Here is a 12228-nt window from a genome sequence, read left to right on the forward strand (position 1 = left end):
TTGGGGGGGGGGGGGGGGGGGGGGGGGGGGGGGGGGGGGGTGGGGGCGGCGGGGGGGGGGGGGGTGGGGGGGGGGTGGGGCGGGGGGGGCGGGGGCCCCCCCCCCACCCCGGTATCGAGAAGGTGCGGCGTGAGGGAAGATCACGGGATCAGTGCTGTACCCGCAGACAGTCGTACCCCACCCGCAGAGAGGTAGCCGCATGCCGGACGACGCCGCCGTGGCCCGTGATGCCGCCGAGGCCGATGCCGCCTTCTCGCACCCCGCGGTGCCGCCCGACGCCACCGCCGCGTACGGCGAACACCCCGACCAGGTCGTCGACTTCTATGAACCCCGCGTGCCCGCCGAAACGCCGGACGGGTCCGTCCCGCTCGTCGTCGTCCTGCACGGCGGCGCCTGGCGCGCCCCGTACGACCGGCAGCACGTCACGCCCTTCGCGGACTTCCTCGCCAGACGCGGCTTCGCGGTGGCCAACGTCGAGTACCGGAGAGGGAGTTCCATCCCGGCGCAGGGCGGCGGCCCGGCCGCCGGGCGGTGGCCGGAGACGTTCGACGACGTAGCCGCCGCCTTCGACGCGCTGCCCGCGCTCGTGGCGAAGCTGCTGCCCGCCGCGGACCCGCGCCGCACCGTCGTCACCGGGCACTCGGCGGGCGGCCACCTCGCCCTGTGGGCCGCCGCACGCCATGTACTGCCGGCCGGCTCGCCCTGGCGCACCGACCGCCCCGCACCCCTGCGCGGCGTCGTCGCCCTCGCCCCGATCGCAGACTTCCGGGTCGCGGAGGAGCTGGGCGTCTGCTCGGGCGCGTCCATGCAACTCCTGGGCGGCGAGGCCAAGTTCGACGAGCGGATTCCGTACGCCGATCCCGCCGCCCTGCTGCCCACCGGCATCGCCACCGCCGTCGTCCAGGGGCGCGACGACATCGTCGTCCCGTACCCGGTCGCCGAGGCGTACGCCGACGCCGCGGCGAAGGCGGGCGAGGTCGTCGGGCTCACCATGCTGGAGGACGTGGGGCACTTCCCGCTGATCGATCCGGCCGCCGACGCCTGTGCCGTCGTCGCCGAGGAGATCGCCCAACTGGCCTTCTGACCCCTGCGGCGACCGGTCCGTCGGTCCCGGGGATGACGTCCGTGGGGTAACTCCGGGACGTCCGTCATACCTGGGGACCACGGATCAAGTGTGTTCCCCGGCGCGATGCCGACTACCTGCGCTGATCCATAACTTCCTGTCCAGGACCGCACCTCACGTGCGGAACGACGGAAGGGGAGGATCACCATGAGGAAGGCCCGGACCGGGCGGCTGCGCCGCACCCTGCTCGCCGCGCTGATCGCGGGCGCCGTCGTCGTGCCGGTGTCGGCGGCGCAGCGACCGCAGGTCCCGGCCCCCGCCCCGGCCGCGCTCCCGCCGCTCACCGCCGCCACGCTGGACACGGCGTACGCGGCGAACCGCGCCAACGCCGCCGAGGCGGCGCGCATGGCCGAGCGGTACGGCGACCGGGCCAGAGCGGGCAGGCTGCGCGCGATGGCCTCCCCGGCGCGGGACTTCCTCGCCTTCGACGGCCGGGGCGCGGGCCGCACCGCCGAGGTGTTCGGCGACCTGGCGACCGCGCGCAGGGTCGCGGTCCTGGTGCCGGGCTCGGACACCGGCATCGACACGTACGGCAGGTTCCGCGCCGGAGCCCGCGCCCTGCACGAGCGGCTCGGCCCGCGCACGGCGGTCGTCGCCTGGCTCGGCTACGAGACGCCGGGCACGGTCAGCCCCGCCGTGCTGACGACGGGTCGGGCGGAGGAAGCGGCCCCCGCGCTGCGGTCCTTCGTCGCCGAGCTGCACGGCGTGAATCCCCGCGCGCGGCTCTCGCTGCTCTGCCATTCGTACGGCTCGGTCGTGTGCGCCCGCGCCGTCGCCGACGCCGCGCCCGCCCCGGCGGCCCTCGCCGACATCGTCTTCTACGGCAGCCCCGGCACCGGATACGACCGGGCCGCCGACCTGAACTCCCTTACGCATGCCCGTATTTGGGCGGGCCGCAGCTCCGGTGACTGGATATCCGACGTGCCGCACAGCAGCTTCGGTCTCTTCGGGACCACCGTCGGCTTCGGCACCGACCCGGTGTCGCCCGGCTTCGGCGCGCGGATCTTCGACGCGGGCGACGGCGGCCACAGCGACTACCTGAGGCCGGGCTCGGTCGCGCTCGACAGCCTCGCGCGGATCGTGCGCGATACGGAGGCCGCGCATGACTGACGTACGCGTACGTGTGTGCGGAATCGTCCGGCGGATCGACGCCGGGACCCCGCCCGGCCGGGACCGTGCCGTCGACGCGCTGCGGGCCTTCGCCATCCTCGGGGTCGTGCTCGGGCACTGGCTGGTCACCGCGATCGTCCCGGACAGCGGCGGGCTGCACGCGGCAAGTCCGCTCGCGCACCTGCCGTGGCTCGCGCCGATCTCCTGGGTGTTCCAGACGCTCGCCGTGTTCTTCCTGGTGGGCGGGCATGTGGCGGCCCAGAGCCATGGCTCGGCGCGGGCGCGGGGCACGGGCTACCGGGTGTGGCTCGCGGCGCGGCTCGCGCGGCTCTTCCGGCCGGTCGCCGCGGTGCTCGTGCTGTGGACGGTGGCGGCGGCGGGCATGCTGGCGTCGGGAGCCGGCCTGGAGACCGTGCGCACGCTCGGCAAGCTGGCCCTCTCCCCGCTCTGGTTCCTGCTGGTCTTCGCGGCCCTGACGGCGGTGACCCCGCTGGTGGCGCGCGTCCATCCCCTGTGGCCGCTGGCCGTCGTACTCCACGTCGACCTGATCCGCTTCGGCTTCGGCGGGCCCGCCTGGCTCGGCTGGGTCAATCTGGCGGCGGGCTGGCTGGTGCCGTACACGCTGGGTGCGGCCTGGACGCGCGGGGAGCTGTCCCGGCGTTCGGGGTGGGTGCTGCTCACGGGCGGCGCGGTGGCGACGGCCGGGCTCGTCCTGTGGGCGGGCTATCCGGCGTCGATGGTGGGCGTGCCCGGCGCCGCGGTCTCGAACCTGAACCCGCCGACCCTCGCGGCCGTCACCTTCGGCCTCGCCCAGTGCGGCCTCGCCCTGCTGGTGCGCGAACCGCTGGGCCGCGTGCTGCGACGGCCCGCGGCCTGGGCGGCGGTGGCGCTCCTGAACCTCTCCGCGATGACGGTCTTCCTCTGGCACCAGACCGCGCTGATGGCGGTGACCGCGCTCGGCCTGCTCGCGGGAGTCCCGCTGCCGGGGCTGCACACGGTGCCGGACGGACTCGGCTGGGTGGCGGCCAGGCTCGGCTGGCTGCCGGTGTTCGCGGCGGGGCTCGCGGTGTGCTGGGCGGCCTTCCACGCGTACGAGCGGGCCGCCCCCCGACGGGCGGGTCAGGCCTCGACCAGCAGCTCCCGCAGCCCGCGGATCACGAAGTTCGGCCTGCGCTCCGGCTCGGCCGCGAGCCGCAGCTTCGGGGCACGGCGCAGCAACGCCCCGAGGGACGCGGCCAGTTCGATGCGGGCCAGGGGTGCGCCGATGCAGTAGTGCAGGCCCGCGCCGAAGGAGATGTGCGGGTTGTCGGCGCGGGCCAGGTCCAGTTCGGCGGGGGCGGTGAAGACCGCCGGGTCGTGATTGGCCGACCCGAAGAGGAGGGCGATCTCGCTGCCGCGCGGGACGACCGTCCCGGCGATCTCGATGTCGTCGAGGACCCAGCGTTCGAAGAGCTGGAGCGGGGTGTCGTAGCGCATCAGCTCCTCCACGGCGGTGGGGATCAGGGCATCCGGGTCCGCACGCAGGGCGGCCAGTTGCTCGGGGTGCCGGAAGAGGGCGTACCAGCCGTTGACGGTGGCGTTGACCGTCGCCTCGTGGCCGGCGTTCAGGAGCAGCACGCAGGTGGAGATCATCTCCTGCTCGCTGAGCGAGTCGCCCTCGTCGTGCGCGGCGATGAGCCCGGAGATCAGGTCGTCGCCCGGCTTCTCGCGGCGCGCGGCGATCAGTTCGCGCAGATACGCCGAGAATTCCAGGGACGCCGTGACCGCGCGCCCGGCGGTCTCCTCGGAGGGGTTCAGTTCGTACATCCCGCAGATGTCGGCGGACCACGGGCGCAGTTGGTCCCGGTCGCCCGTGGGGATGCCCAGCATCTGCGCGATGACGGCCACCGGCAGCGGCTCGGCGACGCGTGCGGCGAGATCCCCGCCGCCGTCAGCGACCAGGTCCCGCACCAGCCGGTCCGCCAACTCCTCGACGTACGGCTTGAGTTGCTCGACCGTACGGGGCGTGAACGCCTTCGACACCAGGCGCCGGATGCGGGTGTGGGCCGGTGCCTCCAGGTCGAGCATGCCGTTGTCGTTCAGGACGTGGAACGGCTCGTGCGCGGCGGGCGGTGCCTGCCGGCCGAACTCCTCGTGGGTGAAGCGGTGGAGGTAGGTCCGGCCGAGCCGGCGGTCGCGCAGGAGGGCGGACACGTCGGCGTGGTGCGGGACCAGCCACTGGTTCGTGGGCTCGAACCAGTGCACCCGGCCCGCCTCCCGCAGGCGCGCGTAGGCGGGGTAGGGGTCGGCGACGAACTCGGGCGACCAAGGGGCGAAGTCCGTGGTGGGGGCGTCCATGGAGGGACGTTAGTCCGGTCAGCCGGGCGTGACCAGCCTTGCCTCGTACGCGAAGACCGCCGCCTGGGTGCGGTCGCGCAGGCCCAGTTTCACCAGGATGCGGCTCACGTGCGTCTTGATCGTGGACTCCGCCACCACCAGGTGCGAGGCGATCTCGGAGTTGGACAGGCCCTGCGCGATGAGCACGAGGACCTCCGTCTCGCGCTCGGTGAGTTCGCCGTACTGCTGGGCCTGGACCGCCGCCGACAGGCGGGGCGTCTCGCCGAGCCGCGAGAACTCGTTGATGAGGCGGCGGGTCACGGTCGGCGCGAGGAGCGCCTCGCCCGCCGCCACCACCCTTACGCCGTCCGCGAGTTGGCGTGCGGAGGCGTCCTTGAGGAGGAAGCCGGACGCGCCCGCGCGCAGTGCCTCGTACACATACTCGTCGAGGTCGAAGGTGGTGAGCACGAGCACCTTGGAGTCGCCGTCCGACGCGACGATCTCGCGGGTCGCCTCCATGCCGTTCAGGACCGGCATACGGATGTCCATCAGGACGACGTCCGGGGCGAGTTCGCGGACCCGGTCGACCGCCTCGCGGCCGTTGACGGCCTCGCCGACGACCTCGATGTCGGGCATCGCGTTGAGGAGGACGGAGAAGCCCTCGCGGACCATCATCTGGTCGTCGGCGATGAGGACGCGGATCTTCGTCATTCCTTGCCTCCGGTGGGCTCCGACGCGGAGGCCACCGGCAGGAACACGGTGACCTCGTAGCCGCCGTCCCCGGTCTCCTCGGCGGTCATCTCGCCGTTCAGCATCGTGACGCGTTCGCGCATGCCGGTGATGCCGTGGCCGGCGCCGGGGGAGGGTTTGACCAGGCCGGTCGCCGGGCCGTTGAGGATGCGCAGGCCGAGGCCGCCGAGGACGTAGCCGACCTCGACGCGGGCGGTGGCGCCGGGTGCGTGGCGCAGGGTGTTGCTCAGGGCCTCCTGCACGATGCGGTATGCCGACAGCTCGACGCCTTGCGGGAGTTCGCGGACGGCACCGGTGACGACCTTCTCCACGGTCAGCCCCGTCTCGCCCACGTTCGCGATGAGCCGGTCGAGGTCGGCGAGGGTGGGCTGCGGGGCGTCCGGCGCCTCGTAGTCCTCCGCGCGGACGACGCCGAGGACGCGGCGCAGCTCCGTCAGCGCGGACACCGCGTTCTCGCGGATCGTGACGAATGCCTGCTCCAGTTCCGGCGGCGGGTTCTCCACGCGGTAGGGCGCGGCCTCCGCCTGGATGGCGACCACCGACATGTGGTGGGCGACCACGTCGTGCAGCTCGCGCGCGATCGTCGTCCGCTCCTCCAGGAGCGTCCGCTTGTCCCGCTCGATCGCGGTGACCGTGCGCTGCACGCTGACCTCGCGCTGGGCCTCGCGGCGGATGTGCACGAGGGAGGCGGCGAGCAGGGCGAGCGCGGAGAAGAAGAGCATCTGCGGGGTGTCGGTGCTGTACCTGCTGCCGAGGAAGACCTCGGCGAAGACGCCGTAGAGGCCGGTGCCGATCCACATCCAGCCCGCGGTGCGGGGGCGGGTGCGCAGGGTGACGACCGTCATCACGGTGAGGTGCGCGAGGAACGCGGCGGGGGACCAGGGCCAGCCGTCCCACTCGCTGCTGAGGGCGCCCGTGAAGGGGGTGCTCAGGAGGGAGAGCCACCAGGCGCCGACCGGCCTGGCCAGCGTCATGAGGACGGCCGCGGTCGGCACGAAGCCGGTGATCACGAAGTCGAGTCCGACGCCGTCCACGGCGTACCCGAGGAGGAACGTGAGGAAGGCGACGGCGGCGATCACCGCGTGCGGGGTCCACGCGGCATAGCCGCGTATCCGCTCCGGGATGTGGCGGGTCAATGTCCCGTCGGTACGCATCGCCGGCATCGGGCGGTAGGCGAAGGCGTCCCGGAAGAGATCCGCCTTCACCCCGGCCAGCGCCCCCATGGCCAGCCGGAACTCCGGGCTACGGCTCTGCTGGCCACGGGGGGTGGCGGAGGTCTTGGCTGCATCAGTCACGCCTACGAAGGTACGGGTCCCCCCGGGGAGGGGTCGTCCCCATGGGGACGGGTTGTGGGGGGTCCGTCGCAGGTACTACGTGGCGACGGAACCCCCGCTTGCGCACCCCCGGGGCCCAGGGCCGGCTACGTCGTCATGTCCCGGCGGCGGAGGCCCGCCAACCCCGCGACCAGCAACGCCGCCGCGAGGGCAAGCAGCAGCAGGGGCGCAGCCCACGTCATCTCGCCCCCCGGCAACTTCGGCAGATGTCCGAACGGTGAGAGGTTCATCACCGCCTGGGGAAGATCCAGCGCGGGCCCGATCCACCCGATCGCCAGACACACCCCCGCCACGCCCCAAGAACCGACCGCCGCCTTGGGGAAGGCACCGACCAACAGCACCGCAAGCCCCCCGATCAGCCAGATCGCCGGCACCTGCACCAGACAAGCCCCCAGAATCGGCCCGAGGTCCTGCCCGTACCCGACGGACAGGCCAAGACCGCCCGCCAGCATCAGAGCCGTCGAGCCGGCGAACGCGATCACCAGGTGCCCCCCGGCCCACCGAAGCCTGCCGACCGCCCCCGCAAGGACCGGCTCGGCCCGCTGCGAGATCTCCTCGCCGTGCAACCGCAGCACGGAAGCGACGACGTACAGCGAAGCGATCATGCCCAGCATGCCGACCATCGTGGCGAGGAACGCGTCCGTGAGCCCCGCCTGTCCGCCCATCCGCTCGATGATGTCCCGCGTGTTCTGGTTGTCGCCGACGATGTCCGCCGCCCCGTCCACCATCCCGCCGAACACGACCCCCGCCGCGAGGAACCCGAGCAGCCAGCCCAGCACACTCCCCCGCTGCAGCCGCCAGGCCAGCGCACCGGCCGTGCCGAGCCGCCCCATGGCGGGCCCCGGCCGCGTCGGCAGGAAGCTCATCCCGACGTCCCGCCGCCCCGCGAGGTCGTACGCGACGGCACCCTGCACCGCGACCGCCGCGGCGAGCAGCAACAGCACCCACCAGCGCTCGTCGGCGTAGGGACGGATGTTCTCCAGCCAGCCGAGCGGCGAGACCCAGGTCAGCGGCGATGAGCCGTCCTCGGCCCCCGCGTCTCCGGCGGCCTTGAGGACGAACGCCGCCCCGAGGACCGCCGACGTCATCCCCTTCGCCAGCCGTGCGCTCTCCGTGAGCTGCGCGACGATCGCCGCCATGGTCGCGAAGAGCAGCCCCGTGCCCGCGACGCCGAGACCGAGCGCGAGCGCACCGCCCGCCCCCTGCCCGGCCATCCCGGCGGTGATCAGCAGCGCCACCGCCGCGTTCGCCACGACCGCGGCGAGCAGCGCGGCGGTCAGCGGCGCCCGCCGGCCCACCATCGCGGCGGAGACCATCTCCTGGCGGCCGGTCTCCTCCTCCTCGCGGGTGTGCCGTACGACGATGATCAGGCTCATGACGGCGGCGAGCACCCCCGCGTAGCCGCCGATCCGCCGGGCGGAGAGCGCGCCGATGGAGTCCCCGAAGACCGGCCCGTACATGGCCCGCATCGAGGAGTTGGCGTTCATCGACTCCATGGCGTCGGCCCGCTCGGCGGCCGTTGCGTACACGCTCTCCAGCGAGCCCGGCATGGAGAGCACAAGGAGGGCGATCACGAGGATCCAGACCGGCATCATCACCCGGTCCCGGCGCAGGGCCAGCCTCAACAGGGTTCCGGTACCGGCGAGTTGACGTGCCCCGCCGTGCCGGGTGCGGAACGTCGAGGCGTCGGCGACGGCGGTCATCGCGCGACCGCCTCTGCCGCGTCGGAGCCGGTGCGCACGTCGTCCTGGTAGTGCCGCAGGAACAGCTCCTCCAGCGTCGGCGGCGTGGAGGTGAGCGACCGGACCCCGGATGCGGTGAGCGAGCGGAGCACCGCGTCGAGCTTGTCGGTGTCGACCTGGAGCCTGACGCGATTCCCGGTTACGTCGATGTCGTGGACGCCGGGCAGCTTCGCGAGCCCGTTGGGCGGCGCCGCCAGCTCGGCGGTGACGCTGGTCCGGGTCAGATGCCGCAGGTCGGCGAGCGAACCGCTCTCGACGGTCTGCCCCTTCCTGATGATGCTGACGCGGTCGCAGAGCGACTCCACCTCGCTGAGGATGTGCGAGGAGAGCAGGATCGTCCGGCCCCGGTCGCGCTCCTCCTCGACGCAGCTCTGGAAGACCTCCTCCATCAGCGGGTCGAGCCCGGACGTCGGCTCGTCGAGGATCAGCAGGTCGACGTCGGACGCGAAGGCGGCGACGAGGGCGACCTTCTGCCGGTTGCCCTTCGAGTACGTACGACCCTTCTTGGTGGGGTCGAGTTCGAAGCGCTCGACGAGTTCGCCGCGCCGGGCCCGGTCGAGGCCGCCGCGCAGCTTCCCGTAGAGGTCGATGACCTCGCCGCCGGAGAGGTTGCGCCACAGGGTGACGTCTCCGGGGACGTACGCGACCCTCCGGTGCAGTTCGACGGCGTCGTTCCACGGGTCCCTGCCGAGCAGCTGGGCGGCGCCGGAGTCGGCGCGGAGCAGGCCGAGGAGGACCCGGATGGTGGTGGACTTGCCGGCGCCGTTGGGGCCGAGGAAGCCGTGCACCTCGCCGGAGTGGACGTCGAGGTCGAGCCCGTCCAGTGCGTGCGTCCGTCCGAACGACTTGTGCAGTCCGGAGACGGTGATTGCCTTCGTCATGTTTTTGAACGTACGCTACTTTCACAAACTTGTGAAGTTAAGGAAGTGTATAAACTCAGAGTGGACGTACAAGGGGTACGCACGCACAGGGGAGATGATCGGCACATGCCCAACGAGCCCGCAGAGTCCGCAGAGCGCGACGCGGAGGCCCTCTCCCGTTTCGTGGAGAAGTTCGCCGCGCAGCTGGTCGAGGCGGGCATGCCGAGGATGCCCTCGCGGATCTTCGCGGCGCTGCTCGCGTCGGACTCGGGCGCGCTCACCTCGGCGGAGCTCGCGGAGCAGCTGCGGATCAGCCCCGCCGCCGTATCGGGAGGCGTGCGCTATCTCTCCCAGCAGCACATGGTGGCCAGGGAGCGCGAGCCCGGCTCGCGGCGGGACATCTTCCGGGTGCACAGCAACCAGTGGTACGAGGCGCTGGGCAGCCGCGACGTGGTCCTCAAGCGCTGGGAGAACGCCCTGCGCGACGGCGTCATGAGCCTCGGCCCGGACACCCCGGCCGGGCAGCGCCTGTCCGAGACGCTCGCCTTCTTCGAGTTCGTCCAGACGGAACTGAGCGGAATGATGGAGCGCTGGCGCGTGCACCGGGAGTCCCTGTTCGGCCCGGGACGACCCTAGGGCCTGTCCGGCGGAGTCCTAGGGCCTGTCCGGCAGTGTCAGTCCCCACGCCCGTGGCCGGACCGTCCAGGTCCGGGTGCGGATCGGCCCCGTGACCACCGCGTCCGCGCGGTAGCGGAAGTCGCTCCCCGACACCGTCACCGTCCGGGCCCGCACCCGCAGTGCCGCCGCCTCCGATCCCGTCGCCGCGCGGCGGACCTCGACCTCGGCGAAGCCGCCGTCCCCCGGAGTCAGGAAGACGCCCTCCACCGGCTGGTCGAGGTCGACGACGAGCACCCCGTCCGCCTCCACCCGCAGCCGCGCAGGGGCGGGCCCCGGCGCCGCCGCGACCCGCGAGGGCCGCGCGGCGAGGGTGCGTACGAAGGACTGGCAGGTCCGCAGCCACGGGTGGCCGTCGACCGCCGCGCCGCCGCCGGACGCGGCCGACACCACCGGCGGGATCCGCAGCTCCCCGAGCACCACGTCGTCCCGGTCGTCGACGAGCAGATCCAGCCGCCGCTCCACGCCCTCGAGCACGGCGCGCGCCGCCGCGACCGCCCCGGCGGGCACGCCGAGCGCCCGCGCGAGGGTTTGCGCGGCGCCCACGGGAACTACGGAGAGTGCGCACGAGGTCAGCTCGCGCTCCCGGTGCAGGACCCCGACCGCGCGGATCAGGGCCCGGTCGTCGCCGATCACCACGGGACGCCGCGCACCCCTCTTGACCAGGGCTTTAGCGAATTCCTCCGGCCCGTCGGGGAGGCATACGCGGACCGTGGCGGCCGCCCCGAGCACATCCTTCGCGATCCGTACCGACTCACCGTCCGTGCGCCGGGCGACCGGGTCGATGACGACTAGCAGCTGGTCGCGAGCCGACAACGTGCGCCCCTTTTCTGAGTCCTCGGGTAGCATCTTTGTGCAAGAGCCCCTTGCGCTATTGCGCCAGGGGCTTCGTCTATTCCGGGGCAGCATCCAAGGCACACCCATATGGCGGCTACGGCCCCTGACCTTGGACATGCCCCGCCCGGAAGGGGTGTACGCCTGTGCCCGCACTTGTGCTGCTCGGTGCTCAGTGGGGTGACGAAGGCAAGGGAAAGGCCACTGACCTGCTCGGTGGCTCCGTGGACTATGTAGTGCGCTACCAGGGCGGCAACAACGCCGGCCACACGGTCGTCGTGGGCGACCAGAAGTACGCGCTGCATCTCCTCCCTTCCGGGATCCTCTCCCCGGACTGCGTGCCCGTCATCGGCAATGGTGTCGTCGTCGACCCGTCGGTCCTGCTCTCCGAGCTGAGCGGTCTGAACGAGCGCGGCGTCGACACGTCGAAATTGCTGATCAGCGGTAACGCGCACATCATCACGCCGTACAACGTCACGGTCGACAAGGTGACGGAACGCTTCCTCGGCAAGCGGAAGATCGGCACGACGGGGCGCGGCATCGGCCCGACCTACGCCGACAAGATCAACCGCACCGGCATCCGCGTGCAGGACCTCTACGACGAGTCGATCCTGCAGCAGAAGGTCGAGGCGGCGCTTGAGATCAAGAATCAGCTCCTGACGAAGCTGTACAACCGCCGTGCGATCGAGGCGGAGCAGATCGTCGAGCAGCTCCTGGAGCACGGCGAGAACATCAAGCAGTACGTCGCCGACACCACCCTGATCCTGAACAACGCGCTCGACGACGACAAGGTCGTCCTGTTCGAGGGCGGCCAGGGCACGCTCCTGGACGTGGACCACGGCACGTACCCCTTCGTCACCTCCTCGAACCCGACCGCGGGCGGCGCCTGCACGGGTACGGGCGTGGGCCCGACGAAGATCAGCCGCGTGATCGGCATCCTGAAGGCGTACACCACGCGTGTCGGGGCGGGCCCGTTCCCGACCGAGCTCTTCGACCAGGACGGCGAGGACCTGCGCCGTATCGGCGGCGAGCGCGGTGTCACCACCGGCCGTGACCGCCGCTGCGGCTGGTTCGACGCCCCGATCGCCCGCTACGCGACCCGCGTGAACGGCCTGACGGACTTCTTCCTCACGAAGCTGGACGTCCTGACCGGCTGGGAGCAGATCCCGGTCTGCGTCGCGTACGAGATCGACGGCAAGCGCGTCGAGGAACTCCCGTACAACCAGACGGACTTCCACCACGCGAAGCCGGTCTACGAGTACCTCCCCGGCTGGTCCGAGGACATCACCAAGGCCCAGACCTTCGCCGACCTGCCGAAGAACGCGCAGGGTTACGTGAAGGCCCTGGAGGAGATGTCCGGCGCCCCGATCTCCGCGATCGGCGTGGGCCCGGGCCGCACGGAGACGATCGAGATCAACTCGTTCATCTAGTACGTACGTTGTGCGGGGGCGCCCCCGGTCGACTTCGGTCGGCCGGGGGCGCCG

General features: G+C 72.2%; 10 protein-coding genes and 1 pseudogene. 5 read left to right on the plus strand and 6 right to left on the minus strand.

Features of this window, described 5'->3' with window-relative positions:
- The first annotated feature begins 199 nt into the window (after positions 1–199).
- The 3 genes and pseudogenes from ACIBKX_RS23215 to ACIBKX_RS23225 all read left to right on the plus strand — a co-directional run.
- Complete coding sequence (locus ACIBKX_RS23215) at positions 200–1084, plus strand: alpha/beta hydrolase (RefSeq protein ID WP_363273842.1); 885 nt, start codon at positions 200–202, stop codon at positions 1082–1084.
- 186 nt (positions 1085–1270) lie between these two features.
- Positions 1271–2233, plus strand: a complete 963-nt coding sequence (locus ACIBKX_RS23220; protein WP_363273840.1) for an alpha/beta hydrolase — start codon at positions 1271–1273, stop codon at positions 2231–2233.
- Positions 2226–3347, plus strand: a pseudogene (locus ACIBKX_RS23225) (acyltransferase); the annotation flags it as partial. The gene ACIBKX_RS23220 and the pseudogene ACIBKX_RS23225, both read left to right, overlap by 8 nt.
- A gap of 5 nt (positions 3348–3352) precedes the next feature.
- Here the strand turns inward: ACIBKX_RS23225 and ACIBKX_RS23230 are convergent.
- The 5 genes from ACIBKX_RS23230 to ACIBKX_RS23250 all read right to left on the minus strand — a co-directional run bounded on the left by ACIBKX_RS23230 (position 3353) and on the right by ACIBKX_RS23250 (position 9256).
- A complete protein-coding gene (locus ACIBKX_RS23230; protein WP_363273839.1) occupies positions 3353–4570 on the minus strand; it encodes a cytochrome P450 in 1218 nt (405 codons plus the stop codon).
- Between the two features lie 18 nt (positions 4571–4588).
- Complete coding sequence (locus ACIBKX_RS23235) at positions 4589–5260, minus strand: response regulator transcription factor (protein WP_363273838.1); 672 nt, start codon at positions 5258–5260, stop codon at positions 4589–4591.
- Complete coding sequence (locus ACIBKX_RS23240; RefSeq protein WP_399375928.1) at positions 5257–6594, minus strand: sensor histidine kinase; 1338 nt, start codon at positions 6592–6594, stop codon at positions 5257–5259. The genes ACIBKX_RS23235 and ACIBKX_RS23240 overlap by 4 nt, the downstream gene beginning before the upstream one ends.
- A gap of 125 nt (positions 6595–6719) precedes the next feature.
- Entirely contained in the window at positions 6720–8336 is a 1617-nt protein-coding gene (locus ACIBKX_RS23245; protein ID WP_363273837.1) for an ABC transporter permease, read from the minus strand.
- The gene (locus ACIBKX_RS23250) at positions 8333–9256 is read right to left on the minus strand and encodes an ABC transporter ATP-binding protein (protein WP_363273836.1); all 924 of its coding nucleotides are present in this window, start codon (positions 9254–9256) and stop codon (positions 8333–8335) included. The genes ACIBKX_RS23245 and ACIBKX_RS23250 overlap by 4 nt, the downstream gene beginning before the upstream one ends.
- A gap of 105 nt (positions 9257–9361) precedes the next feature.
- Here ACIBKX_RS23250 and ACIBKX_RS23255 point away from each other — a divergent pair, with 105 nt between their 5' ends.
- Positions 9362–9871, plus strand: a complete 510-nt coding sequence (locus ACIBKX_RS23255; RefSeq protein ID WP_363273835.1) for a MarR family transcriptional regulator — start codon at positions 9362–9364, stop codon at positions 9869–9871.
- 18 nt (positions 9872–9889) lie between these two features.
- On the opposite strand, the gene ACIBKX_RS23260 is transcribed toward ACIBKX_RS23255, so the two are convergent.
- On the minus strand, positions 9890–10759 hold the full coding sequence (locus ACIBKX_RS23260; RefSeq protein WP_399375931.1) for a diacylglycerol kinase family protein: 870 nt from the start codon (positions 10757–10759) through the stop codon (positions 9890–9892).
- 131 nt (positions 10760–10890) lie between these two features.
- On the opposite strand from ACIBKX_RS23260, the gene ACIBKX_RS23265 reads away from it, so the two are divergent.
- Positions 10891–12174 carry an adenylosuccinate synthase gene (locus ACIBKX_RS23265; RefSeq protein ID WP_363273833.1) on the plus strand — a complete coding sequence of 428 codons (1284 nt, stop codon included), beginning with the start codon at positions 10891–10893 and terminating at the stop codon, positions 12172–12174.
- The last annotated feature ends 54 nt before the right edge of the window (positions 12175–12228 follow it).

It is taken from the genome of Streptomyces sp. NPDC050658 (assembly GCF_044457025.1).
Lineage (GTDB): Bacteria > Actinomycetota > Actinomycetes > Streptomycetales > Streptomycetaceae > Streptomyces.